Annotated in this window: 24 protein-coding genes; 5 read left to right on the plus strand and 19 right to left on the minus strand. The window is 72.5% G+C overall.

The features are described from left to right. Position 1: 1 nt before the first annotated feature. Positions 2-688 carry a L,D-transpeptidase gene (locus tag OG753_RS10955; RefSeq protein ID WP_405792600.1) on the plus strand — a complete coding sequence of 229 codons (687 nt, stop codon included), beginning with the start codon at positions 2-4 and terminating at the stop codon, positions 686-688. Here OG753_RS10955 and OG753_RS10960 read toward each other — a convergent pair. From OG753_RS10960 to OG753_RS10995, 8 genes are all read right to left on the minus strand, one after another. Next, the gene (locus tag OG753_RS10960) at positions 675-1,589 is read right to left on the minus strand and encodes a hypothetical protein (RefSeq protein WP_405788269.1); all 915 of its coding nucleotides are present in this window, start codon (positions 1,587-1,589) and stop codon (positions 675-677) included. The two genes, OG753_RS10955 and OG753_RS10960, sit on opposite strands and share 14 nt — an antisense overlap. Positions 1,590-1,667: 78 nt before the next feature. After that, entirely contained in the window at positions 1,668-2,204 is a 537-nt protein-coding gene (locus OG753_RS10965) for an arginine repressor (protein WP_030010023.1), read from the minus strand. A gap of 7 nt (positions 2,205-2,211) precedes the next feature. After that, complete coding sequence (locus tag OG753_RS10970; RefSeq protein WP_405788271.1) at positions 2,212-3,417, minus strand: acetylornithine transaminase; 1,206 nt, start codon at positions 3,415-3,417, stop codon at positions 2,212-2,214. Beyond that, entirely contained in the window at positions 3,414-4,361 is a 948-nt protein-coding gene (argB, locus tag OG753_RS10975; RefSeq protein WP_327261628.1) for an acetylglutamate kinase, read from the minus strand. The genes OG753_RS10970 and argB overlap by 4 nt, the downstream gene beginning before the upstream one ends. Further along, on the minus strand, positions 4,358-5,530 hold the full coding sequence (argJ, locus tag OG753_RS10980) for a bifunctional glutamate N-acetyltransferase/amino-acid acetyltransferase ArgJ (protein WP_405788273.1): 1,173 nt from the start codon (positions 5,528-5,530) through the stop codon (positions 4,358-4,360). Before argJ ends, argB begins: the two co-directional genes overlap by 4 nt. Then, a complete protein-coding gene (gene argC / locus OG753_RS10985; protein WP_383200402.1) occupies positions 5,527-6,555 on the minus strand; it encodes an N-acetyl-gamma-glutamyl-phosphate reductase in 1,029 nt (342 codons plus the stop codon). The genes argJ and argC overlap by 4 nt, the downstream gene beginning before the upstream one ends. A gap of 355 nt (positions 6,556-6,910) precedes the next feature. Beyond that, the gene (locus tag OG753_RS10990) at positions 6,911-7,486 is read right to left on the minus strand and encodes a histidine phosphatase family protein (protein WP_327261631.1); all 576 of its coding nucleotides are present in this window, start codon (positions 7,484-7,486) and stop codon (positions 6,911-6,913) included. 31 nt (positions 7,487-7,517) lie between these two features. Then, complete coding sequence (locus OG753_RS10995; RefSeq protein WP_405788275.1) at positions 7,518-8,963, minus strand: PLP-dependent aminotransferase family protein; 1,446 nt, start codon at positions 8,961-8,963, stop codon at positions 7,518-7,520. Here OG753_RS10995 and OG753_RS11000 point away from each other — a divergent pair. Next, on the plus strand, positions 8,962-9,867 hold the full coding sequence (locus tag OG753_RS11000; RefSeq protein ID WP_383200395.1) for a DMT family transporter: 906 nt from the start codon (positions 8,962-8,964) through the stop codon (positions 9,865-9,867). The genes OG753_RS10995 and OG753_RS11000 overlap by 2 nt on opposite strands. Before the next feature lie 57 nt (positions 9,868-9,924). Then, positions 9,925-10,122 (plus strand): DUF1918 domain-containing protein, encoded by a 198-nt coding sequence (locus OG753_RS11005; RefSeq protein WP_266598499.1) that lies wholly within the window; start codon positions 9,925-9,927, stop codon positions 10,120-10,122. Position 10,123: 1 nt separating this feature from the next. On the opposite strand, the gene OG753_RS11010 is transcribed toward OG753_RS11005, so the two are convergent. Then, positions 10,124-11,371, minus strand: a complete 1,248-nt coding sequence (locus tag OG753_RS11010) for a glycoside hydrolase family 10 protein (RefSeq protein WP_405788278.1) — start codon at positions 11,369-11,371, stop codon at positions 10,124-10,126. 139 nt (positions 11,372-11,510) lie between these two features. Between OG753_RS11010 and OG753_RS11015 the strand changes: the two genes are divergently transcribed. After that, the gene (locus OG753_RS11015) at positions 11,511-12,404 is read left to right on the plus strand and encodes a 3-hydroxybutyryl-CoA dehydrogenase (protein ID WP_051782388.1); all 894 of its coding nucleotides are present in this window, start codon (positions 11,511-11,513) and stop codon (positions 12,402-12,404) included. Between the two features lie 29 nt (positions 12,405-12,433). Here OG753_RS11015 and OG753_RS11020 read toward each other — a convergent pair whose 3' ends face one another. The 9 genes from OG753_RS11020 to infC all read right to left on the minus strand — a co-directional run bounded on the left by OG753_RS11020 (position 12,434) and on the right by infC (position 22,772). Continuing rightward, positions 12,434-12,961, minus strand: coding sequence for an NUDIX hydrolase (locus OG753_RS11020; RefSeq protein ID WP_401284415.1), 528 nt, complete (start codon positions 12,959-12,961; stop codon positions 12,434-12,436). A gap of 62 nt (positions 12,962-13,023) precedes the next feature. After that, complete coding sequence (locus tag OG753_RS11025) at positions 13,024-14,364, minus strand: transcriptional regulator (RefSeq protein WP_327261636.1); 1,341 nt, start codon at positions 14,362-14,364, stop codon at positions 13,024-13,026. 710 nt (positions 14,365-15,074) lie between these two features. After that, positions 15,075-17,618: a phenylalanine--tRNA ligase subunit beta gene (gene pheT / locus OG753_RS11030; RefSeq protein WP_327261637.1), complete on the minus strand. Its 2,544-nt coding sequence runs from the start codon at positions 17,616-17,618 to the stop codon at positions 15,075-15,077. Beyond that, positions 17,618-18,745, minus strand: coding sequence for a phenylalanine--tRNA ligase subunit alpha (gene pheS / locus OG753_RS11035; RefSeq protein WP_383204770.1), 1,128 nt, complete (start codon positions 18,743-18,745; stop codon positions 17,618-17,620). The genes pheT and pheS overlap by 1 nt, the downstream gene beginning before the upstream one ends. A gap of 153 nt (positions 18,746-18,898) precedes the next feature. After that, complete coding sequence (locus OG753_RS11040) at positions 18,899-20,182, minus strand: PAS domain-containing sensor histidine kinase (protein ID WP_327261639.1); 1,284 nt, start codon at positions 20,180-20,182, stop codon at positions 18,899-18,901. Between the two features lie 55 nt (positions 20,183-20,237). Continuing rightward, positions 20,238-21,098, minus strand: a complete 861-nt coding sequence (locus OG753_RS11045) for an RNA methyltransferase (protein ID WP_327261640.1) — start codon at positions 21,096-21,098, stop codon at positions 20,238-20,240. 153 nt (positions 21,099-21,251) lie between these two features. Beyond that, positions 21,252-21,638 (minus strand): 50S ribosomal protein L20, encoded by a 387-nt coding sequence (gene rplT / locus OG753_RS11050; RefSeq protein WP_007263143.1) that lies wholly within the window; start codon positions 21,636-21,638, stop codon positions 21,252-21,254. A gap of 101 nt (positions 21,639-21,739) precedes the next feature. Then, positions 21,740-21,934, minus strand: coding sequence for a 50S ribosomal protein L35 (rpmI, locus tag OG753_RS11055; RefSeq protein WP_030387121.1), 195 nt, complete (start codon positions 21,932-21,934; stop codon positions 21,740-21,742). Between the two features lie 103 nt (positions 21,935-22,037). After that, entirely contained in the window at positions 22,038-22,772 is a 735-nt protein-coding gene (gene infC, locus OG753_RS11060; RefSeq protein WP_327261641.1) for a translation initiation factor IF-3, read from the minus strand. A 324-nt stretch (positions 22,773-23,096) separates the two neighbouring features. On the opposite strand from infC, the gene OG753_RS11065 reads away from it, so the two are divergent. Then, entirely contained in the window at positions 23,097-23,474 is a 378-nt protein-coding gene (locus OG753_RS11065; RefSeq protein WP_030387119.1) for a DUF1844 domain-containing protein, read from the plus strand. A gap of 84 nt (positions 23,475-23,558) precedes the next feature. On the opposite strand, the gene OG753_RS11070 is transcribed toward OG753_RS11065, so the two are convergent. Then, positions 23,559-23,906, minus strand: coding sequence for a hypothetical protein (locus OG753_RS11070; RefSeq protein ID WP_405788282.1), 348 nt, complete (start codon positions 23,904-23,906; stop codon positions 23,559-23,561).

A 23,906-nucleotide genomic window follows, 5' to 3' on the forward strand; every position in this document is an offset into this window, starting at 1 on the left:
GCTGCGTACCGCTCTTGTCACCGGCTCACTGATCGTCACGGCCCTGCTCCCGCAGGGCCCCGCGCCCCTGCCCGACCGTCTCGCCGACACCGGCGGCGGCAGTCAGCTGATCACCGCCGTCGCACCCTCGCCCGGATCCACGACCGGCCGGGTGATCTGGTGGGAGCGGTGGGCCGGGCGCTGGCACCGGTCCGGGAGTGCGCCCGCCCGCTTCGGGTCGGGCGGGCTCACGGACGGCGCGACCCGGGTCCAGGGCACCGGCACCACGCCCACGGGGCTGTACGAACTGCCCTACGCCTTCGGGATCCGGCGGGCACCGGGCGGAACGGACCACGACTACCGGCAGGTGACCGCCGATTCGTGGTGGTGCCAGGACAACGCCTCCGCGCACTACAACCGGTGGGTGGAGCCGCTGCCGGCGGACTGCGCGCCGGGCGAGGCCGAACACCTGGTGACCTACGAGAAGCAGTACGCGCACGCGCTGGTCATCGGCTTCAACTACGACCGGCCCGTGCGCGGCCGGGGCGCCGGGATCTTCCTGCACGTCAACGGCAAGGGCGCGACCGCCGGTTGCGTGTCCGTGCCCGAGCGGGCCATGCGGGCGATCCTGCGCTGGGCGGACCCGCGCCGCCGTCCGCACATCGCGATCGGCACGGAGGAGGGGCCGCTCGCCGTCACCCGCTACTAGGCCGTCCCGGGGCCCGGGGCTCGTCCTCGTCGGCGGCCCGGTACTCGTACGCGTCCTCCCACCAGACCTTGTCGTCCAGCCACTCGTCGTCCTCGTCGTCCTCGTCCTCGTCGACGTCCTCTTCGACGACCCGGTCGGCGCCGCGCCACCTGCCGTGGTCTTCGATGCTCCGCAGGACGTGGGACCGCTGCTGTTCGTCCAGCGCCGCGAAGGCCGGGTGCGGCTCGGCGCGCATCAGGTCGCCCAGCGGGTCGCCGCACTCCGTACGCTCCCGGACCACCCTGCCGGCCTTCTCGGCCAGCAGCAGCGCCGAGAGACCGAGGGCGGCCACCACGGCGCAGGCCCATTCCCGCAGACCGTGCGGGCGACCGGTCACCAGCAGCGCGCTCGCGAGGAGCCAGAACAACATCACCAGGGCGATGCCCACACAAGTGCAGCAGGCCAGGAAGATGTTCCCCCGGCCGTCGGGCATCCGCGGCAGCTCGGGCAGCAGGGCCTCCCGTTCGCTCCGGTACGCGCTGCGACGCTGCAGGTACTCCTCGTCGCTCCAGTCGATCCAGCCGGTCGACACGGGCTCGGGATCGTGCCGGCGTACGGCGTCCAACAGGGCGGCGGGCAGCGGGTGGGCGGGGGCCCGGGCCGGGTCGCGGCCCTGCTCGGTCAGGAACGCGGCACCCTCTTCGTCGATCCGGAGGTACCCGGCGAGGACGAGTTCGGCGGCGGCCGCCTCGGTCGCCTCTCGCCGCAACAGGGCCATGTGGTACGGCTCCAGCTCGACGGCGGCGACGAGCCGGAGCGTCCGGCCGCGGACCCGCGCGCGGCGCCACCACAGCAGGGCGATGGGCCCGTAGACGGCGGCGGTCACGGCGGACACCAGTACGGCGAGGGCGAGTTGGCGCACGCCTGAGGCTACGCCGGCGAACGCCGCCGCGGCACCGGGATTTCCGCCGCCCCGGACCTCCCGGCCGACCCGTCCCGCTCAGCTCTCCTTCTGCGCCAGCCTCAGCAGGTGGTCGGCGAGGGCCTGGCCGCCCGCCGGGTCCCTGCTGATCAGCATCAGGGTGTCGTCGCCGGCGATCGTGCCGAGGATCGCGCGGAGCTCGGCCTGGTCGATCGCCGAGGCGAGGAACTGCGCCGCACCCGGCGGGGTGCGCAGGACCACGAGGTTCGCGGAGGCCTCCGCCGAGATCAGCAGCTCCCCGGAGAGGCGCCGCATGCGCTCCTCCTTCGCGGACTCGCCGAGCGGAGCCTGCGGGGTGCGGAAACCGCCCTCGCTGGGTACCGCGTAGATCAGCTCGCCGCCGGTGTTGCGGATCTTCACCGCGCCCAGCTCGTCGAGGTCGCGCGAGAGCGTCGCCTGGGTGACGCTCAGCCCGTCGTCGGCCAGCAGCTTGGCCAGCTGGCTCTGGGAGCGGACCGGCTGCCGGTTGAGGATGTCCACGATCCGGCGGTGACGCGCTGTGCGGGTCTGCGGGACGGCCTGGCCGCCCTGCTCGTTGTCCTGCGCCTGACTCATCGTCGTCTCATTCTCCGGATCCGTCCCCGCCTGCTGCGTCGAGGATGCCGGGCAGGGCCCGGACGAACGCGTCCGCCTCGGCCTCGGTGAGTACGTACGGGGGCATGAGCCGTACGACGTCGGGGGCGGGCGCGTTGACCAGGAAACCGGCATCCTGAGCCGCCTGCTGCACCTGGGCGGCGAGCGGCTCGGTCAGCACGATACCCAGCAGCAGACCCGAGCCCCGGACGTGGGAGACCAGGGCGTGGCCCGTGCCCTCGATCCCGGAGCGCAGGCGCTCGCCGCGGGCTTTGACCCGGTCGAGCAGCCCGCCCGAGGCGATGGTGTCGATGACGGCGAGCCCGGCGGCGCAGGCGACGGGGTTCCCGCCGAAGGTCGTGCCGTGCTGGCCCGGCTGGAGCAGGTCGGCCACGGGGCCGAAGGCGACGACAGCGCCGATGGGCAGCCCGCCGCCCAGCCCCTTGGCGAGGGTGACGATGTCGGGCTCGACGTCCTCGTGGGCCTGGTGCTCGAACCACTGGCCGCACCGGCCGATGCCGGTCTGGACCTCGTCGAGGACGAGCAGGGTGCCGGTGGCGCGGGTGATCTCGCGGGCGGCCGTCAGGTACCCGGCGGGGGGCACGACGACGCCGTTCTCGCCCTGGATGGGCTCGATGACCACGAGCGCGGTCTCCTCGGTGACGGCGGCCCGCAGGGCCTCGACGTCTCCGAACGGGACGTGCGTGACGTCGCCCGGCAGCGGCCGGAAGGGCTCCTGCTTCTTCGGCTGTCCGGTGAGTGCGAGGGCGCCCATGGTCCGGCCGTGGAAGCCGCCGTCGGTGGCGACCATGTGGGTCCGCCCGGTCAGCCGGCCGATCTTGAAGGCGGCCTCGATGGACTCGGCGCCGGAGTTGCAGAAGAAGACCTTGCCGGGGCGGCCGAAGAGCTGGAGCAGCCGCTCGCCGAGCGCGACGACCGGCTCGGAGATGAAGAGGTTGGAGACGTGGCCGAGCGTGGAGATCTGCTCGGTCACGGCCGCGACGATCGCCGGGTGGGCGTGCCCGAGGGCGTTGACCGCGATGCCGCCGACGAAGTCGGTGTACTGCTTGCCGTCGGCGTCCCAGACCTGGGCGCCGTCGCCGCGTACGAGCGCGACCGCGGGGGTGCCGTAGTTGTTGGCCAGCGCCCCCTGCCAGCGAGCGCCGTACTCCTGGTTGCCGGTGCCCTTCGTCATTCCGTTCCCCCTGACTGGTGGTCGGGCACGACCATCGTGCCGATGCCGGAGTCGGTGAAGATCTCCAGCAGGATCGAGTGCTGGACCCTGCCGTCGAGCACGCGGGCGGTGTTCACGCCGTTGCGGACGGCGTGCAGGCAGCCCTCCATCTTGGGCACCATGCCGCTGGAGAGCTCGGGCAGCAGCTTCTCCAGCTCGCTGACGGTGAGCTTGCTGATGACCTCGTCGCTGTGCGGCCAGTCGGCGTACAGGCCTTCGACGTCGGTGAGGACCATCAGCGTCTCGGCGCCCAGGGCGGCGGCGAGGGCCGCGGCCGCCGTGTCGGCGTTGACGTTGTAGACGTGGTGGTCGTCGGCGCTGCCCGCGATGGAGGAGATGACCGGGATCCGGCCGTCCGCCAGCAGGGCCTCGATCGCGCCGGTGTCGATGGAGGTGATCTCCCCGACCCGGCCGATGTCGATGCTCTCGCCGCCGATCTGCGGGCTGTGCTTGGTCGCGATGATGGTGCGGGCGTCCTCGCCGGTCATGCCGACGGCGAGCGGTCCGTGCTGGTTGAGCAGCCCGACCAGCTCGCGCTGGACATGGCCCGCCAGGACCATCCGTACGACGTCCATGGCCTCCGGGGTCGTGACGCGCAGCCCCGCCTTGAACTCGCTGACCAGGCCCTGCTTGTCGAGCTGGGCGTTGATCTGCGGGCCGCCGCCGTGCACGACGACCGGCTTGAGGCCGGCCTGGCGCAGGAAGACCACGTCCTGGGCGAAGGCTGCCTTGAGGTCCTCGTCGATCATGGCGTTGCCGCCGAACTTGATGACGACGATCTTGCCGTTGTGGCGGGTGAGCCACGGCAGGGCCTCGATGAGGATCTGCGCCTTGGGCAGGGCGGTGTGCTTGCGGGCGGTGGTACCGCCGGCGGTGCCGGGCTGGCCGGCCTTCTCGTCGCTCATGAGGAGTACGCGCTGTTCTCGTGGACGTAGTCGGCGGTCAGGTCGTTGGCCCAGATGACGGCCGATTCGCTGCCGTTGGACAGGTCGGCGGTGATGCGGACCTCGCGGTCCTTCATCGAGACCAGGTCGCGGTCCTCGCCGACGGAGCCGTTCCGGCAGACCCAGACCCCGTTGATGGCGACGTTCAGCCGGTCCGGGTCGAAGCCCGCCTTGGTGGTGCCGATCGCGGAGAGCACCCGGCCCCAGTTCGGGTCCTCGCCGTGGATGGCGCACTTGAGCAGGTTGTTGCGGGCGATGGAGCGGCCGACCTCGACCGCGTCGTCCTCGCTGGCCGCGCCGATGACCTCGATGCGAATGTCCTTGCTGGCGCCCTCGGCGTCGCCGATCAGCTGGCGGGCCAGGTCGTCGCAGACCTTGCGCACGGCCTCGGCGAAGTCCTCGTACGCCGGCACCTGGCCGGAGGCGCCGGAGGCGAGCAGCAGCACCGTGTCGTTGGTGGACATGCAGCCGTCGGAGTCGACCCGGTCGAAGGTGGTGCGGGTGGCGGCGCGCAGCGCCTTGTCGAGGGTGGCGCTGTCCAGGTCGGCGTCGGTGGTGATGACGACGAGCATGGTGGCAAGGCCCGGGGCGAGCATGCCCGCGCCCTTGGCCATGCCTCCGACGGTCCAGCCGCCCTGGGAGACGGTGGCCGTCTTGTGCACGGTGTCGGTGGTCTTGATGGCGATGGCGGCGGCCTCGCCACCGTCCGCGGAGAGGGCGGCGGCCGCGGTCTCGATGCCGGGGAGCAGCTTGTCCATGGGGAGCAGGACGCCGATCAGGCCGGTGGACGCGACGGCGATCTCGCCGGCGTTGAACTCGGATCCCGACGCGAGCCCGTTGAGGACGTCGGCGACCTTCTCCGCGGTGGCGTGGGTGTCCTGGAACCCCTTGGGGCCGGTGCAGGCGTTGGCGCCGCCGGAGTTGAGGACGACCGCGCTGACGGCGGCGCCGCGCAGGACCTGCTCGGACCAGTGCACGGGGGCGGCCTTGACGCGGTTGGAGGTGAAGACGCCCGCGGCGGCCAGACGCGGCCCGTTGTTGACCACCAGGGCCAGGTCGGGGTTGCCGTTGGCCTTGATCCCGGCGGCGATGCCGGCTGCCGTGAATCCCTGTGCTGCCGTGACGCTCACGGTGCGACTCCGATCGTCGAAAGACCCAGGCTCTCGTGAAGCCCCAGGGCGATGTTCATGCTCTGCACCGCGCCGCCGGCGGTGCCCTTGGTCAGGTTGTCGATGGCGCTGACGGCGATGATCCGCCGGGCGGACTCGTCGTAGGCCACCTGGACGTGGACGGCGTTGGAACCGTGGACGGATTTGGTGGACGGCATCCGGCCCTCGGGCAGCAGGTGGACGAAGGGCTCGTCCGCGTACGCCTTCTCGTAGGCGGCACGCAGCGATTCGGCGGTGGTGCCGGGGAGCGCCTTGGCCGAGCACGTGGCGAGGATGCCGCGTGCCATGGGCACGAGGGTGGGGGTGAAGGAGACGCTGACGCGCTCTCCCGCGAGCGGGCTCAGGTTCTGCACCATCTCGGGCGTGTGGCGGTGTCCGCCGCCCACGCCGTACGGGGTCACGGAGCCCATGACCTCGGCGCCGAGCAGGTGGGGCTTGAGTGCCTTGCCCGCGCCGGAGGTGCCGGTGGCGGCGACGATCACGGCCTCGGGCTCGGCGAAGCCGCCCTGGTAGGCGGGGAAGAGGGCGAGGGAGACGGCGGTGGGGAAGCAGCCGGGGACGGCGATGCGCCGGGTCCCGGTCAGTGCCTCGCGGGCGCCGGGCAGTTCGGGGAGGCCGTAGGGCCAGGTGCCGGCGTGCGGGGCGCCGTAGAAGGCGTCCCAGTCGGCGGAGTCCTTGAGCCGGTGGTCGGCGCCCATGTCGACGACGAGGACGTCCTCGCCGAGCTGGGCGGCGACGGCGGCGGACTGGCCGTGCGGGAGGGCGAGGAAGACGACGTCGTGGCCGGCGAGGACCTCGGGGGTGGTCGCCTCCAGGGTGCGTCCCGCGAGCGGCACGAGGTGGGGTTGGAGGGAGCCGAGGAGCTGTCCGGCGTTGGAGTTGCCGGTCAGGGCTCCGATCTCCACCTCGGGGTGCGAGAGCAGGAGGCGCAGGACTTCACCGCCCGCGTACCCGCTCGCTCCGGCCACCGCTGCACGTACCACCATCGGACCCTCCTCATCGATGGCATGACTATACGTACTTACGCACGTTTATGCAATGTCTTCGATTCCTGGGAGGGGGTCCCTCCGAAGTGCCCCGTGTCCGGTGCCTCCAGGAAGATGTCTAGCAGGAAAGGCCCGGCCGCGGCGGCGATTCCGCCGGTAGCGTCGGGCGCGGCCGGGCCGGTGGCGGGCCGGTCCCCGCGGGGCACGGTACGACCGCTCGGACGCCGCGTCCCGGGCCAGAGGGTGCCCGACCCATGCGTTCGGCTCCACATGGACCGCATAGCCCTGCTCCGGCGGCTCGGCCGCCATCCGCGGGTACATCCCCCCGGGAGGGTCCCCGACCCTCACCACCGGATCACGCAGGGGCCTGCAGGCAGAGGTGCCAGCGGCCGGACCAGCCCGTCAGGGTCATCGTGGACAGCGGTCGGACGTCGACGTTCCAGTAGGTCAGCGGGGGCGCCTTCAGCGCGTAGACCAGGGCCGCCCGGACCACCGAGGGCTCGGCAACCGCCACGATCGCGCCCCCGTCGTCGGCGGGCCTGGTGTCGAGCCAGTCGCCGATCCGGGAGATGAAGGCGAGCAGGGACTCACCGCCGTGCGGGGCGGAGCGCGGGTCACTGAGCCACAGGTCCACCGCCCCCGGCTCGTGGGCGGTCACCTCGGACAGGGTCAGGCCCCGCCAGCGGCCCATGTCGCACTCGCGCAGCGCGGGCTGCGCGAGGGGCGCGTACCCGAGGGCCTCGCCCGTGGCACGGCTGCGCGGGGTCGGCGAGCAGTAGCGCAGCCCGGCCGAGCCCAGGGGCACGAGGCCCTGCGCGGCGGACTCCACCGACCGCCAGCCGGCTCCGTCCAGCGGGCGGTCGTCGTCGAAGCGCTCGGCGAGCAGCGAGGAACTACGGGCTGCGGCGACAAGCGAAACCCGAACATGCATGCGGCGATGGTGATCCGCCTGCCGCGTGCGGTCAAGCGTCCGGACCGAGACCTTCGGCCGGACCGGTCCGCAGCCGCCGGACCGCCTCCACCAGTTCGCCGGGGCCGGCGACCCCGGCGAAGCTCAGCCGGACGTGCGGGCCCGGCGGTTCCGCGCAGAAGTACGGGCGGCCCGGAGCCACCGCCACCCCGGCGCGCAGGGCCGCCGCGGCGAAGGCCGCGTCGTCGCCGCCTCCGGCCGGCCGGACCCACAACTGGTATCCGCCGGAGGGCAGATGCGGCAGTTCCAGGGCGGGCAGTTCACGGCGCAGGGCGCCCGCGAGCACGTCGCGCCGGTGACGCAGCTCGGCGGCGACCGTCCGCAGGTGACGCGGCCAGGCGGGCGCGCCGACCAGTTCCAGGGCGGCCTCCTGGAGGGGCCGGGGGACGAAGAAGCTGTCCACGATCTGGATGGCGCGCAGGCGGTCGACCACCGGGCCGCGGGCGGCCAGGGCTCCGACCCGCAGGCTGGGCGAGGTGGATTTGGTCAGCGACCGGACGTGCACCACCACCCCGTCCGTGTCCTCGGCGGCCAGCGTCGCCGGCAGCGGACCGGCGTCCTCGTGGGCCAGGGCCCGGGCGTAGTCGTCCTCGACCACGAAGGCCCCGGCGGCCCGCGCGATGCGCAGCACCTCGGTCCGGCGCCCCGGAGCCAGTACCGCACCGGTCGGGTTCTGGAACAGCGGCTGGCATACGAAGACCCGCGCCCCGGTCGCCTCGAAGGCGGCGGCGAGCAGCTCCGGCCGGACCCCCTCGGCGTCCACCGGTACCGGCACGGGCCGGCAGCCGGAGGCCCGGGCAATGGCGAGCAGCCCGGGGTAGGTCGGGGACTCGACCAGGATCGGCGCACCGGGCGGGGCGAGCGCCCGCAGGGCGGTGGCCAGCGCGCTCTGACCGCCCGCGGTGACCAGCACGTCGGCGGCGACGAGCGAGCCGCCGATCTCCCGGGCGAACCAGTCGCGCAGCTCGGGCAGCCCCTCCAGGGGCGGCCGCCCCCAGGCGCCGGGCCGCCGCCCGGCCCGGGCCAGGGCGGCCGCCATGGCCCGCTCGGGCTGGAGGGAGGGGTGCAGGTAGCCGCCGTTGAGCTCGATCACCCCGGGCGGCGGGGCGGCCAGCGAGCCGAGCACTCCGGTGGCGTCGACGGAGCGCGGCACGATCTCCCCGGCCCCCTCGGCGCTGAGGGCGACCTCCTGCCAGGAGGTGTCCCCGGCCGCGGGGGCCGCCGTACGGGGCGCGGCACGGAAGACCCCCGCGCCGGGCCGGGTGACGACGAGGCCCTCGGCGGCGAGCTGGGCGAGGGCCCGGGAGACGGTGACGGGACTGACCCGGTAGCGCTCCACAAGGGCGCGACTCGACGGCAGCTTTCCACCTGTCGAGTAGCGGTTGAGCTCGGACCGCAGGGATTCAGCCAGCTCCGCCACACTGCTACGCTCATACATGACAGCACAGAATAGCGCTACTCTCCCGACCACGATAGCGGTCAAGAACCCGGTGCGCCGGGGGACCGCCCTCGCCATGCTCGGCGTCGTCGCCTTCTCGCTGACCTTCCCCGCCACCGCATGGGGACTGGAGAGCTTCGGCCCGTGGTCGCTCGTCGCGCTGCGCAGTGTCCTCGCCGCCGCCATAGCCGGCGTCTTCCTGCTGGCCCGCCGGGTCCCGCTGCCCGCCCGCGAGCACTGGGCGGGGCTCGCCGTCGTCGCCGCCGGGGTGGTCGTCGGCTTCCCGATGCTCACCACCCTCGCGTTGACCACCTCCACGACCTCGCACGCCGCCGTGGTCGTCGGCCTCCTGCCGCTCACCACCGCCGCGCTGTCCGCGCTGCGCACCGGGGCCCGCCCCTCGCGCGCCTTCTGGGCCGCGGCCCTCGCCGGGGCCGCGGTCGTGCTGGGCTTCACGCTCGCGCAGAGCGGCGGCGCCCTGTCCGCGGGCGACGCCTACCTGTTCGCCGCCCTGCTCGTGTGTGCCGCCGGGTACACCGAGGGCGGCCGCCTGGCCCGGATGCTGCCCGGCTGGCAGGTGATCGGCTGGGCACTGGTCCTGTGCCTGCCGCTCAGCCTGGCCGGTTCCGCGGCCGGGCTCGCGTACGAGCCGGTGCACCTGACCGGCCACGGGCTGGCCGGGCTGGTCTGGGCGGCGGCCGGCTCCACCTTCCTCGGCCTGTACGTCTGGTACCGGGGCATGGCCGAGATCGGGGCTCCGCGGGCCAGCCAGCTCCAGCTCGCCCAGCCGCTGCTCACCCTCGTCTGGTCGGTGGCCCTGCTGGGCGAGCACCTCTCCCCCGCCGCACCGGCCGCCGCCTGCGCGGTCCTCGTCTGCATCGCGGTGACCCAACGGGTCAAATAGCCGCACTCCGTCCTAAACTGCTAGCACCGGATCGGACCGCCACCGAGGAGGTCAGTTATGCGCGCGACCGAGGGCGACCAGCTGGTGCAGCACGGCAGGATCGTAGGACAGCACGACAAGGTGGGCGAGATCACCCAGGTCCTGGGCGAGAACGGAACCCCCCCGTACCGGGTCCGCTTCGAGGACGGACACGAGGCACTGATGGCTCCCGGACCCGACTGCACGGTCCGCCACCCCTCAGAGCCCACTCACTGAATCAGCGCCGGGACTCCGCCGACCGGTAGTGATCGGCGACCACCCGGGCCATCGCTCCGTTGGGGTCCGCGGCCACCTGCTTCGCCGAGAAGTACACGTGGCCGCGGACCTCCGGGAAATCGCGGGCGAACCGCACGTGCTTCGACAGCTCACCCGGATCGCGCCAGGCGGCGGTGGGGCTGTCCTCGTCGCAGCGGTAGAGGGCCTCCCCCACGTAGAGCCGGACGTTCGTCCCCGCGACGGTCCGCGCCCACCAGGGCACGATGTCGGCGTAGTCGGCGGTCGGATGCCCGATGTGCCAGTACGCCTGCGGCACGATGTAGTCGATCCAGCCCTCCCTGACCCACTTGCGGGTGTCCGCGTACAGGTCGTCGTAGGTCCCGAGGCCCGCACGCGTCGGTGAACCGGCCGGGTCCCGGTCGGAGTTGCGCCAGACGGCGAAGGGGCTGATCCCGAACCGGGGCGCCGGCTTCAGTGCCCGCAGCCGCGCGGACATCTCGCGGACCAGGGTGTCGGTGTTGTTGCGGCGCCAGGCGGCCCGTGACGCGAAGCCCGCTCCGTACTCCTCGAAGGCCTCGTCGTCGTCGAAGTACTCCCCCGCCACCGGGTACGGGTAGAAGTAGTCGTCCCAGTGGACCGCGTCGACCGGATAGCGGGAGACGGCGTCGAACATCGCGTCCTGGACGAAGCGCCGCACCTCGGGAAGACCGGGGTTGTAGTAGAGCTTGCCGCCGTACTCCACCGTCCAGCCGGGGTTGCGCCGCGCCGGGTGCGCGGCCACCAGACGGTCGATGTCGGTGTGGTTGGCCACGCGGTACGGGTTGAACCAGGCGTGCAGCTCCAGCCCGCGCGCGTGCGCCTCCTTCACCGCCGTGCCCAGCGGGTCCCAGCCCGGGTCCACGCCCTGCTTCCCGGTCAGCCACTGCGACCAGGGCTCCAGCTTCGAGGGCCAGAACGCGTCCGCCGCCGGCCGGACCTGGAGCACCACCGCTCCGAGCCGCCGCTCGACCGCGGCGTCGAGGAGGCCGAGCAGCTCGGCGCGCTGCCGCGCGGCGGAGAGTCCGCTCTCGGAGGGCCAGTCCACGTTCGCCACGGTGGCGATCCACATCCCGCGGAAGTCGGCCGCGCCGGCCCGCCCCCCGGGGATCCGCGCGGAGGGCCGCGGCGCCGCGGCCGCCGATCCGGCCGTGGCGGCGGCGATCACCCCCACGGCTCCGGCCAGCAGTACCCGTCGGCCGATATACGTCATGTGACAGCTCCATTTCACTGAGTGACATTGCACGGTGTTCGCTCAGCATGCCCGCCCCGGCCCGCCGCCCCGCGCAAGGTCGGGAGTAACGTCGGGGGGCGTGGCGGGCGCCGGAATCGTACGGGGGACCCGCCGACGGATGAGCTGCGAAAGGCACGAAGTGACTGACCTCCCTTCCGACATCACACGGGTCGGCGTAGTGGGCTGTGGCCAGATGGGCGCGGGTATCGCCGAGGTGTGCGCCCGCAGTGGCCTTGAGGTCAAGGTCGCCGAGACCACCGGCGAAGCCCTGGAGATCGGCCGTACCCGGCTGCACAACTCCCTGACCAAGGCCGCCGAACGCGGCAAGATCACCGAAGAGGAGCGGGACGCCACCCTGGCCCGCCTCACCTTCACCACCGACCTCGGCGAGTTCGCCGACCGTGACCTCGTCATCGAGGCGGTCGTCGAGAACGAGCAGGTCAAGACGGAGATCTTCCAGGTCCTCGACCAGGTGATCACCCGCCCGGACGCGATCCTGGCGTCCAACACCTCCTCGATCCCGCTGGTCAAGCTGGCCGTCGCGACCTCGCGGCCGGACCAGGTGATCGGCATCCACTTCTTCAACCCGGCCCCGGTGCAGAAGCTCGTCGAGCTGATCCCGGCGCTGACCACGGGCGAGGACACCGTCAAGCGGGCCGAGGCCCTGGTGCGGGACGTGCTGGGCAAGCACGCGGTCCGCGCCCAGGACCGGTCCGGGTTCGTCGTCAACGCACTCCTGGTCCCGTACCTGCTGTCCGCGATCCGGATGTTCGAGTCGGGCATCGCCAGCCGCGAGGACATCGACAACGGCATGGAGCTGGGCTGCGCCCACCCGATGGGCCCGCTCAAGCTGTCCGACCTGATCGGCCTGGACACCATCGCGTCGATCGCCGACTCGATGTACGCCGAGTACAAGGAGCCGCTGTACGCCGCTCCGCCGCTGCTCCAGCGCATGGTCGACGCCGGCCGTCTGGGCCGCAAGACGGGCGCGGGCTTCTACCCGTACGGCTGACCCGTACCGCTGAGCCGTACGGCCGGCCCCTACGGCCGGCCGAGCCGCAGGTGGTGCAGCAGGAGCAGCCCGGCCGCCATGTTGGCGGCCGGGATCTCTCCCCGGGCGATCATGTCCGGCACGAGCTTGAGGGGCACCCACTCCCGGCGCGAGGACTCGAAGTCGTCCTCGGGATGGCCGATGCGGGTGGCCCCGTCCGCCCAGTAGAGGTGGTGGCGGGCGTCGGTCAGTCCGTTGGACGGCTCGACGGTCATCAGGTGGTGGAGCGGACCGGGCCGCCAGCCCGACTCCTCCTCCATCTCGCGGGCCGCCGCGACCGCGATGTCCTCGCCGTCCTCGACCACCCCGGCGGGCAGTTCCCAGCCCCAGCTGTCGGTGATGAAGCGGTGCCGCCACAGCAGCAGCACCTCGTTGGCCTCGTTGACGGCCGTGGCGACGGCGACCGGACGCAGCCGGATCACGAAGTGGTCCAGGTGCCGGCCGTCGGGGAGTTCCACATCGGCGAGATTCACGTCGAACCAACGGTTCTTGTACACGGTCTGCTCACTCAGGTTCATCCACTGCACGGCAGTGCCACCTTCCTTTCGAGTAGGTGGCAAACATGGCAGCAGCTGACCGGTCACAGCGGAACGCGCAGCGCCCCGTCGATGAGCCTCGCGGTCTCCTCCGCGCCCGTACAACCGCTGGTCAGAAGCTGTTCGCGGACCGCCCGCAGCCGGTCGCGCAGCCGCAGCGACTCCATGCCCTTGGCCCGCTCGGCCATCTCGGCCGCGGAGGCCGCGGCCCGGTCCGCCTCCCCCTGACGCAGCTGGATCTCGCACAGCATCGCCAGCCGGTGCACCCGGCCGCGGTCGTGCGCGGGGGTGCCGACGGCGGCGGCCGCCTGCACCCGCGCGGCCTCCAGATCGCCCAGACTGAGCAGCGCCTCGGCGACCTGCACATTGACCAGCCCCGGCTGTACGTAGCCGGTCTCGTCGGGCTCGCTGCCCGGGCGGATCCGCGCGGCGGCCGCCTCCGCCCTGCGGATGCAGGCCAGTGCGGCCTGGGTGTCCCCGAGTTGGGCATAGGCCTTGGCCTGCATGGCGTAGAGGTCCGCGGCCAGCGCCGGGGTGGTGTGCCGCCCGGCCGCACGCAGCGCGGCCTCGGCGAAGGCGACGGCCTGGCGGTACTCCCGCAGGTGCAGGGACTGGTTGACGATCAGCGCGATCACGTACGCCCCGAGCCCGCGGTCCCCGCTCGCCTTGGCCAGGCGCAGGGCCTGGTGGAAGTAGCGCTGGGCCAGCCCGTGGGCGTCCGAGTCGTAGGCGCAGATCCCCGCCACCGCCACCAGCGATCCGGTGGCCCGGTGCAGCCTGCGGCCGAGGTCGTCGGAGTAGCTCCCGCGCAGCATGGGCGCGGTCTCGCTGCCCAGGAAGCGGACGATCCGGTCCCGCGTAGCCATGCCTCCGGCCCGGCGGTACATCAGCTCGTAGTGGGCGCGGGCCGACTTCAGGACCTCGATGTGCTCGGGACCGATCGGGTTCGGGCCCTCGCGGGAGACGTCGGCGTCCTCGGGCGGGTTCTCCCACTCCCACACCGGGATCACGGCGGGCGTCCCGGTGACCGCCTCCGCCGCGAGCAGCTGGGGCCGGGCCTGGCCGTCGGACCGCCACAGGGCGGCGGCCCGGTCCACGAACCCGCTGAGCGGCGAGGCGTGCAGCGGAACGGGCTGGTCCGCCGCGCCGAGCCCGATGTCGTCGAGCCCGAGGGGCCGCCTCAGCCGGCCGCCGAGCACCTCGCAGATCAGGTCGGGGACCTGACCCCGGGGCCGCTGGCCCTTCAACCACCGCGCCACGGCGGTGTGTTCGTAGCGCAGGGCGAGTCCGCGGGTGCGGCCTGCCTGGTTCACGTACGCGGCGAGTCCGGCGTGTGACATGCCCGCCTCGGCGAGGAGGGCATCGAGCAGGACATTGGGCTGCATGGGCCGCTCCAAGGGCTCGTCGGTCTCAGGCTAATGGGTGCGGGGTTCACACGGGGTGTGAACCGTGTACGCGCATAAATGCGATGCGCACTCTGCCGCGCGGACCCCCGGGGGCGCTTCACTGAAGAGCCTCGCCAAGAGGTAGCTCGGGTCGTCGGCTCCCCCTCGTACAGTGCGACGACCCGTCACCGCGCCGCCCGTTCTGCTGTCTGCCCGACACTCCATGGCAGGCGGGCGGCGCGTTCCGGTTCCGCCGGCGCCCGGTTGGTCGCCGCGCCCCGGTAGGGGCCGGGCCGGACGCGCGCCGGGCTCATCCACCGGGCCCGGCGCGCGTGGTCCAGGCCGGTCGTTGCGGAGCACCAGCAGGGCGACGTCGTCGGTGAGTCGCCCGCTGGTGTGCCGGAGCAGAACGGCGTGCACGCCCGCCACCAGCCGCGCGGGCGTGAGCGGCGCCCCGGCGAGGGCGCCGGCCCGGTCGCTGCCTCGCCTCTGCTTCTGCCTCCGCCTCTGCCGGTCTCGGCCTCTCCCGGTCGTCCCCTCACCCCAACCCACCCCGCCCTTCCCGGTACCGGGCATGCAGGGCTCCCCTCCGGCCGGATCGATTGTGTCGACCGACCGGCACCCGGGACCCGGGCCACCGGGGTTCTCACCCGAACGAGTGAGGGGCCCACCCGGCATCCGGATGGGCCCCTCACGCGCACAGGAAGCGGTTACGCGCCCCGGAGCACCGCCCCGGTCCGCTCGCCCGCCAGGGCCACCGCCGCGTCGCGCGCGGCCGTGGACTCCTCGGCGGTCAGCGTCCGGTCGGCCGCGCGGAAGCGCAGCGCGTAGGCCAGGGACTTCTTGCCCTCGCCGACCTGCTCACCGGTGAACACGTCGAACAGCCGCAGCGATTCGAGGAGTTCACCCGCGCCCTTGCGCAGCGCGGCCTCCACCGAGGACGCCGGGACCGACGCGTCGACGATCAGCGCCACGTCCTGGGTCGCCACCGGGAAGGAGGAGATCCGGGGTGCCTGGAGGGCCTCGCCACCGGCCGCCGCGAGGCGGTCGAGGTCGAGCTCCATCGCGCTGGTACGGGCCGGCAGGCCCATCGCCTTGACCACGCGCGGGTGCAGCTCACCGGCGTGGCCGATGACCTGCTCGACCCCGCCGATGGTGACGACGAGCTCGGCGCAGCGGCCCGGGTGCCACGGACCGTACTGGCCCTGGCGGACGACGAGCTCGGTGCCGGCCTCGACGGCGAGCGCGCGGGCGGCCTGGACCGCGTCCGCCCAGTCGGCCGGGCGGCCCTTGCCCCACCAGCCGGCCTGCTCGCGGGCACCGGCCAGCACGACCGCGGCGTACCGCGGCTGCGCGGGCAGGGCCGCGTTCAGGGTGGCGATCTCCTCGTCCGTGGGACGCCGGTCGACGGGCAGCCGTACGGCGACACCCGGCTGGGCGGCGGCCCGGAAGACCGAACCGGTCTCGAAGAGCGCGAGGTCGTGGCTGCCCCGGCTGTCGTTGCGCCGCAGCGCGCCGAGCAGACCCGGCAGCAGCGTGGTGCGCAGCGCCGGCTCCTCGTCGGAGATCGGGTTGACCAGCTTGACGACCTGGCGGGCGACGTCGTGCGCCGGGATCTGGAGCTGGTCGAAGACGCCCTCACCGAGGAACGGGTAGCTGAGCGCCTCGACGTAGCCCGAGCCGGCCAGCGCACGGCCGACCCGGCGGTGCAGCTGCTGCCGGGCGGTCAGACCACGGCCGGAGGGCACCTGCGGAAGGGTCGACGGGAGGTTCCCGTAGCCCTCCAGCCGGATGACCTCTTCGGCGAGGTCGTTGGGCTCGGCGAGGTCGGGCCGCCACGACGGGACCGTGACGACGAGCTCGTCCTGGCCGTAGACATCGCAGCCGATCTCCTGGAGGCGGCGCACGACGGTCTCGCGGCCGTACTCCATGCCCGCGACCCGGTCCGGGTGGTCCGCGCCCATCGCGATGGTGCGCGGCGCGCCCGGGGCGAGGAACTGGGTGACGCCCGCCTCGGCGGTGCCGCCGGCGAGGAGCACGAGCAGGTCGACGGTCCGCTGCGCGGCCGCGGCGGCGGCCTGCGGGTCGACGCCCCGCTCGAAGCGCTTGGACGCCTCGGAGGAGAGCTTCAGACGGCGGGCGGTGCGCGAGATCGACACGGAGTCGAAGTGCGCGGCCTCGATGACGACGTCCGTGGTCCCCGTGACCTCCGCGCTCGAGCCGGAGGGATCGAAGGGCGCGGAGACGGAGTCGGCGATCTCGGTGTTGGCGCCGCCCATGACACCGGCGAGACCGATCGGCCCGCTGTTGTCGGTGATCACCAGGTCCTCGGCGTCGAGCTTGCGCTTGACCCCGTCGAGGGTGATCAGCTCTTCGCCCTGCTCGGCCCGGCGCACACCGATGGTGCCCTCGATGCTGGAGCGGTCGTAGGCGTGCAGCGGCTGGCCGAGCTCGAGCATCACGTAGTTGGTGACGTCCACGGCGAGCGAGATCGGGCGCATGCCCGCCTTCTGCAGGCGGCGGGTGAGCCAGATCGGGGAGCGCGCGTCGGGGTCGAGTCCGGTCACCGTGCGGGCGGTGAAACGGTCGCAGCCGGCCGGGTCGTCGACCTTGACCGGGTAGCCGTACGAGTTCGGCTGGGGCACGTCGAGCAGCGCCGGGTCGCGCAGCGGCAGGCCGTAGGCGGTGGCCGCCTCGCGGGCGACACCGCGCAGGGACATGCAGTAGCCGCGGTCCGGGGTGATGTCGATGTCGAGGACCTCGTCGACGAGCTGGAGCAGCTCGATCGCGTCGGTGCCGACCTCGTGCTCGTGCGGCAGCACGATGATGCCGTGCGTGCCGTCGTCGCCCATGCCCAGCTCGTCGCCGGAGCAGATCATGCCGTGCGAGGTGCGGCCGTAGGTCTTGCGCGCGGCGATCGCGAAGTCGCCCGGCAGGACCGCGCCGGGCAGCACCACGACGACCTTGTCGCCGACGGCGAAGTTCCGGGCGCCGCAGACGATCTCCTGCGGCTCGCCGGTGCCGTTGGCCTGACCGACGTCGACCGTGCAGAAGCGGATCGGCTTGCGGAAGCCCTCGAGCTCCTCGATCGTCAGCACCTGGCCGACGACGAGCGGGCCCTTGAGGCCGCCGCCGAGCTGCTCGACGGTCTCGACCTCGAGGCCGGCGTCGACCAGCTTGGCCGCCACGTCACGGCCGGTTTCACCCGCGGGGAGATCGACGTACTCCCGCAGCCAGGAAAGCGGGACGCGCATCAGATCTCACTCCCGAACGGCCGGGTGAAGCGAACGTCACCCTCGACCATGTCTCGCATGTCTTCGACGTTGTGGCGGAACATCAGCATCCGTTCGATGCCGAACCCGAAGGCGAACCCGCTGTACTTCTCGGGGTCCACACCGCAGGCGATGAGCACCTTGGGGTTGACCATGCCGCAGCCGCCGAGCTCGATCCAGCCCTCGCTGGAGCAGGTACGGCACGGGCGGTCGGGGTTGCCCACCGACTCGCCGCGGCACACGTAGCACTGCATGTCCATCTCGGCGGACGGCTCGGTGAAGGGGAAGAAGTGCGGGCGCAGGCGCGTGGTGGTGCCCTCGCCGAACAGCTCCTGGACCATGTGGTCCATGGTGCCCTTGAGGTCCGCCATGGTCAGGCCCTCGTCCACGGCGAGCAGCTCGACCTGGTGGAAGACCGGGGTGTGCGTCGCGTCGAGCTCGTCGGTGCGGTACACCCGGCCCGGGCAGACGATGTAGACGGGCGGCTTGCGCTCCAGCAGCGAGCGCGCCTGCACCGGGGAGGTGTGGGTGCGCAGCACGACGCCGGACTCGTCGCCCTGGGTGCCCTCGGGCCCCTGGACGAAGAAGGTGTCCTGCATCTGGCGCGCCGGGTGGTCCGGCGTGAAGTTGAGGGCGTCGAAGTTGAACCACTCCGCCTCGACCTCAGGACCCTCGGCGACCTCGTACCCCATGGCCACGAAGATGTCCGCGATGCGGTCCATCAGCGTGGTCAGGGGGTGCCGGGCGCCGGCGGGGACGCGGTCGTAAGGCAGCGTGACGTCCACGGCCTCCTCGACCAGCACCCGCTCGTCGCGCTCCGCCTCGAGCTCGACCGTGCGGGCCCCGAAGGCCTTGTTCACGGCGCCCCGGGCCTGGCCCACGCGCTTGCCCGCCTCGGCCTTGGCCTGCGGGGGCAGCGCGCCGATCTCGCGGTTGGCGAGCGCGAGGGGCGAGCGGTCGCCCATGTGCGCGGTCTTCGCCTCCCGCAGCGCGTCGAGGTCGCCGGCGGACGCGAAGGCGGCGAGCGCCTCGTCCCGCATGCGCTCGATCTCTTCCGGTTTCAGTGCCTCGACCTCGACAGGGTCGTACGACTTGTTCGGTGCCGACATCTCTTCCCGTACTTCCGATGGCTGGCTGGATGGGTCCCCCGCGCGACGCGCAGGACGCGCTCGGCACAAGGACACAAAGGTGCCAAAGGACGAGTCTAAAGGTCGCTGGGGGTGAAGGAGCCCGTGGGCCGCCTGCCGGGACTCTCCGCAGGGCTACTGCGTGAGATACGCGGGGGCGCTCACGGGCAGGATAAATCGGAACTCGGCGCCGCCGCCGGGGCCGCGGCCGACCGTGATGGTCCCGCCGTGGGCCTCCACGATGCCCTTGACGATGTACAGGCCCAGGCCGGTGCCGCCGCGCTTGCTCCCCCGCCAGAAGCGGGTGAAGACGCGGCCCATCGACTCCTCGGGGATCCCGGGGCCTTCGTCGGACACGGTGACGGCGGTTCCCTTCTCATGTGGCGACACCCCGATGGTGACCGTTCCTTCTCCGTGGCGCACCGCATTTTCGAGGAGGTTGCCGAGGATCTGGTCGATCTTGTCCGGATCGGCCCACAGATCGGGGAGCGGGTGGCTGACGCTCACGAGGAAGCGCTCGGGGGCCTGCCCGTTCGCGGTGAGCGCCTGTACGTGCCGGCCGACGGCGGTGGCCATGTCGACGGGCTGCCGGCGCACCTCCAGACGGCCGGAGTCGATGCGGGAGATGTCGAGCAGCTCGGCGATGAGGCGGGTGACGCGGTTCGCGTCGGCGTCGACGGTCTCCAGCATCAGCCGCTTCTGGTCGTCCGTGAACCGCTCCCACTTGGCGAGCAGGGTGGCCGTGAACCCCTTGACCGAGGTCAGCGGGGAGCGCAGCTCGTGCGCGACCGTGGCGATCAGCTCGGCGTGACTGCGCTCGGTGCGGCGGCGGGCCTCGGTACCGCGCAGGGTGACCACGAGGCGGCGCAGCGGGCCGGTGGGGTGCGTACGGATGTAGCTGGCGGAGACCAGCACCTCGCGGCCGCCCGGGAGCAGCAGGTTCCGCTCGGGCTGTCCGCGGCGGGTGGCGAGGCCCCCGTACGGGTCGGTCAGCGCCCACCAGCGGCGGCCTTCGAGGTCCTCCAGCGGGAGTGCCCGGTCGATGCGCCTGCCGAGCGCCTGTGCGGGGTCGGTCGCCGTCATCCGGGCCGCGGCCCTGTTGAAGCAGATCACCCGCCCGGTGTCGTCTGCGACGACCAGCCCGTCGGGCAGGCTGTCGGGGTCGATCCCGAGGCCGAACCCCTCACCGGGGGCGTCGCCGCCGCCCGGGACGGCCCCGCGGGCCGCGGCCTGCGGCGGTACGGCGCTCAGCGCGCCGGAGGCGAGTGCGGGAGGTCCGGGGGGCGCCGGGAGCGCGCCGTCGCCGGAGTGGCCGGCGACGCCGTCGTCGGGCCCGCCCGTGCGGGCGCAGGGGCCACCGAGAACCGGCGTACCGGCCGTCGTTCCGGCCCCCGGTGAGCTGTTCGTACCGACGGTCATGTCCCCGTACCCCACATCTCCGAGTAGCGCAGTGGGCCCCCGGGCCGCCACATTACTAGCTGGGGGTCACAGAGCGGCACCCTCCGGGCGCCCGCTGTGCACGCGCGGACGCGTAGAGGCACACGGCGGCGGCCGTCGCGAGGTTCAGACTCTCCGCCCGGCCGTGGATCGGGACCCGTACGACGGCGTCCGCCAGGGCCCTGGTCTCCTCGGGCAGACCCCAGGCCTCGTTGCCGAAGACCCAGGCGGAAGGCCCGCCCATGGTGCCCGCGTCGAGCTCGGCGTCGAGGTCGTCCTCGCCCGCGCCGTCGGCCGCCAGGATCCGTACGCCGGCTGCCCGGAGCCCCTCGACGGCCTGCTCCACCGGAACGCCGACGGCGACCGGGAGGTGGAAGAGGGAGCCCACGGAGGCCCGTACGGACTTGGGGTTGTAGAGGTCCACGGAGGCGTCGGTCAGCACCACCGCGTCGGCGCCGGCGGCGTCCGCGCAGCGCAGCACCGTACCGGCGTTGCCGGGGTCGCGGACGTGCGCGAGGACGGCGACCAGCTTGGGCTCGGCCTTGAGGATCTCCTCGAACGGGGAGTCCAGGAAGTGGCAGACACCGACCAGGCCCTGCGGGGTGACGGTCTGCGAGACCTCGGCGAGCACCTCGTCGGAGGCGTAGTGCACGCGGGCGCCCGCGTCCAGGGCGGCCTCGATGATCCCGGAGTAGCGCTCGGCCGCCTCGACGGTGGCGAACAGCTCGATCAGCGTCGACGCTCCCGTGGGACCGCGGTGCTCCACGGCCTCGCGGACGGCCTGCGGGCCCTCGGCGATGAAGCGGCGCTCCTTGGTGCGGAAGTTGCGCCGCGCCAGTCGCCTGGCGGCGGCCACCCGCGGGGATCGGGGGGAGATCAGCTCGTCGGGGTGACCCATGGTGTGTGCGGTTCTCTCTCGGGGTTCCGGGCGGACGGGGCGGGGCGGCAGCGCAGCAGCGGGGCTGCGGCGGGGCGGAAAGCACACGGACCCGCAGGCGAATGCCTGCGGGTCCGTGGGGGCCGGCCCTGTACGAGCTGGGCCGGCTAGCCCTTAGGCAGCGGCCTTGGGGGCGTTGACGTCGGCCGGGAGCGCCTTCTGCGCGACCTCGACGAGCGCGGCGAACGCGTTGGCGTCGTTGACGGCCAGCTCCGCGAGGATCTTGCGGTCCACCTCGATGTTGGCGGCCTTCAGACCCTGGATGAGGCGGTTGTACGTCATGCCGTTCTGGCGGGCAGCGGCGTTGATGCGCTGGATCCACAGCTGACGGAAGTCGCCCTTGCGCTTCTTGCGGTCGTTGAAGTTGTAGACCAGCGAGTGGGTGACCTGCTCCTTGGCCTTGCGGTACAGGCGCGAACGCTGACCGCGGTAGCCGGAGGCCGCCTCGAGGATCGCCCGGCGCTTCTTGTGGGCGTTTACTGCCCGCTTGACGCGTGCCACTTTTTAACTCCTTGTAGCGGGGCCGTGGGTGTCTTCACACGGCCCGAATTCGATGGGGTCCCGGTCTTGACGTCCCGCTCCCGGACCGGGAGCGGAGGACGTCACTTGCCGAGAAGCTTCTTGATCTTCGCGGCGTCGCCGGGGGCCATCTCCGCGGTGCCGGTCAGGCGGCGGGTGACACGGGACGACTTGTGCTCGAGCAGGTGGCGCTTGCCGGCGCGCTCACGGAGCACCTTGCCGGAGCCGGTGATCTTGAAGCGCTTCTTGGAACCGCTGTGCGTCTTGTTCTTCGGCATAGCGCCGTTATCTCCTCGTCGGTGGCGCTCCCGCCGGTCCTGTGGGGACCGGCTGACGGGAGCGTCATGTTGTGTCGGTGATCCGAGACGGGCTGCCTCGGGATCAGGCCTCGGCGTTCGCCTCGTCGGCCGGCGCCTCTTCGGCAGCGGCCTCGGTGACCTCGGCAGAGGCGACCTCGGTGGTGTCATCGACCTCGACGGCGGCGTCCTCGGAAGGAGCCTCGTCTTCGGTGTGGGCGACACCCTGGCGCTCCGCCTTGCGGGCGGCCTGCGCCTCGCGGGCTTCGGCCATCGCCTCGGTCTTCTTCTTGTGCGGACCGAGGACCATGATCATGTTTCGGCCGTCCTGCTTCGGGTTCGACTCGATGAACCCGAGGTCCTCGACGTCCGAAGCGAGACGCTGCAGCAGTCGGTAGCCGAGTTCCGGCCGGGACTGCTCGCGACCACGGAACATGATCGTGATCTTGACCTTGTCGCCCTGCTTGAGGAACCGAACGACGTGACCCTTCTTGGTGTCATAGTCGTGCGGGTCGATCTTCGGCCGGAGCTTCATTTCCTTGATGACCGTGTGCGCCTGGTTCTTGCGCGCCTCACGGGCCTTCATGGCCGACTCGTACTTGAACTTGCCGTAGTCCATGAGCTTGCAGACCGGCGGGCGTGCGGACGCCGCGACCTCGACCAGGTCGAGGTCGTACTCCTGCGCGAGCTCAAGCGCCTTGGCAAGCGGCACGATGCCGACCTGCTCGCCGCTGGGACCGACAAGCCGTACCTCGGGAACGCGAATCCGGTCGTTGATGCGGGGCTCGGTGCTGATGGATCCTCCTCGGTAGCACCACACGGCTGCCTGGCAGACAGCCGCTGACGTGTATTTCCGTCAGACCGACCGCAGCGGGAGAATGAAAAAAGCCCCGCCGGGCACAGGCAGGGGCTCCAAAAACAACCGGAACACCGCCGCGTGCAACGCGGGGCGTAAAATCGGGCAGCTTTCCATCGTCCGTACGGAACGATGGATACCACCTGACCGGTGACCCGCCGCCCCGGAGGGCAGTCAGGTGGGAGAACGGAGCCTCCACTTGTGGGCCGGGCACAGAAGTGTCCGGCCGGTCGAAGTACATACTAGCACCCGTGCCGCAAGCCCGCCGCACCGCATATCGTGGGGCGCATGACTGACGCGACACCCCCCACCGACCCCGCTGCCGACGGCGCCCCCGACTACGACACCATGACCCGCGACATCGCGGACGTGCCCGCCGTCGAGGTGATCACCACGGTGGCCGTGCACCTGCTGAGCGCCGCGGCGGTCAACCTGGGCCTGGACAAGCCGGACTCCGAGCACAAGGACCTCGACGAGGCCCGCAAGCTGATCACGGCCCTGGCCGGCCTGGTCACCGCGAGCGCCACCGAGATCAGCTCCTTCCACGCCGCCCCGCTGCGCGACGGCCTGAAGTCGCTGCAGCTGGCCTTCCGCGAGGCTTCGATCGTGCCGGACGAGCCGGGCCAGGGCCCGGGCGAGAAGTTCACGGGTCCCGTCTTCGGCTGATCCCGTCCCGGAGTACCACCACCGACGACTGCGGCCGGTGCACCCCTCGGGGGTGCACCGGCCGCAGTCGTGCGCGGACCCGTCCTACGGTCGGACCCGCGGGTCGAGCAGGTCGGCTTGGCGCTCGAGCTCCGCCGCCTCCTCGTCCCAGTCGGGCCCGAAGGAGTAGAGGTCGACGGCGGCCTCGCGCAGCAGGGCCGCGTCGTCCGGGCGCTGCAGGCAGACCATCCGGTAGGCCAGGTTCCGGGCCCAGGGCGCCAGGCCCATCCAGTTCTCGGCGATCACCTGGCGCAGCACCGCGAGCAGCTCGTCCGGATCCGCGAAGGTCACCGCCTCCACGAAGTCGCGATCGGCCGCCATGATCTCCTGCGCGGTGCACCCCGGCCGGTTCTCGGGGACGGCCCCGCGCATCCGGGTCAGAAGATCGCTCAC

Origin of the sequence: Streptomyces sp. NBC_00029 (assembly GCF_045160505.1) — a bacterium.
Taxonomy (GTDB): domain Bacteria; phylum Actinomycetota; class Actinomycetes; order Streptomycetales; family Streptomycetaceae; genus Streptomyces.

Coding starts and splice junctions, on each gene's coding strand:
- pheT (WP_327261637.1), bottom strand. CDS start 17,618: ATGCGCGTCCCGCTTTCCTGGCTGCGGGAGTACGTCGATCTCCCCGCG.
- OG753_RS11045 (WP_327261640.1), bottom strand. CDS start 21,098: ATGGGTCACCCCGACGAGCTGATCTCCCCCCGATCCCCGCGGGTGGCC.
- OG753_RS10965 (WP_030010023.1), bottom strand. CDS start 2,204: ATGAGTCAGGCGCAGGACAACGAGCAGGGCGGCCAGGCCGTCCCGCAG.
- OG753_RS10995 (WP_405788275.1), bottom strand. CDS start 8,963: ATGTATGAGCGTAGCAGTGTGGCGGAGCTGGCTGAATCCCTGCGGTCC.
- OG753_RS11000 (WP_383200395.1), top strand. CDS start 8,962: ATGACAGCACAGAATAGCGCTACTCTCCCGACCACGATAGCGGTCAAG.
- OG753_RS11010 (WP_405788278.1), bottom strand. CDS start 11,371: ATGACGTATATCGGCCGACGGGTACTGCTGGCCGGAGCCGTGGGGGTG.
- OG753_RS11005 (WP_266598499.1), top strand. CDS start 9,925: ATGCGCGCGACCGAGGGCGACCAGCTGGTGCAGCACGGCAGGATCGTA.
- OG753_RS11020 (WP_401284415.1), bottom strand. CDS start 12,961: ATGAACCTGAGTGAGCAGACCGTGTACAAGAACCGTTGGTTCGACGTG.
- OG753_RS10970 (WP_405788271.1), bottom strand. CDS start 3,417: ATGACGAAGGGCACCGGCAACCAGGAGTACGGCGCTCGCTGGCAGGGG.
- OG753_RS11065 (WP_030387119.1), top strand. CDS start 23,097: ATGACTGACGCGACACCCCCCACCGACCCCGCTGCCGACGGCGCCCCC.
- OG753_RS11025 (WP_327261636.1), bottom strand. CDS start 14,364: ATGCAGCCCAATGTCCTGCTCGATGCCCTCCTCGCCGAGGCGGGCATG.
- pheS (WP_383204770.1), bottom strand. CDS start 18,745: ATGTCGGCACCGAACAAGTCGTACGACCCTGTCGAGGTCGAGGCACTG.
- OG753_RS11040 (WP_327261639.1), bottom strand. CDS start 20,182: ATGACCGTCGGTACGAACAGCTCACCGGGGGCCGGAACGACGGCCGGT.
- OG753_RS11015 (WP_051782388.1), top strand. CDS start 11,511: ATGAGCTGCGAAAGGCACGAAGTGACTGACCTCCCTTCCGACATCACA.
- rpmI (WP_030387121.1), bottom strand. CDS start 21,934: ATGCCGAAGAACAAGACGCACAGCGGTTCCAAGAAGCGCTTCAAGATC.
- OG753_RS10990 (WP_327261631.1), bottom strand. CDS start 7,486: ATGCATGTTCGGGTTTCGCTTGTCGCCGCAGCCCGTAGTTCCTCGCTG.
- argB (WP_327261628.1), bottom strand. CDS start 4,361: ATGAGCGACGAGAAGGCCGGCCAGCCCGGCACCGCCGGCGGTACCACC.
- argC (WP_383200402.1), bottom strand. CDS start 6,555: ATGGTGGTACGTGCAGCGGTGGCCGGAGCGAGCGGGTACGCGGGCGGT.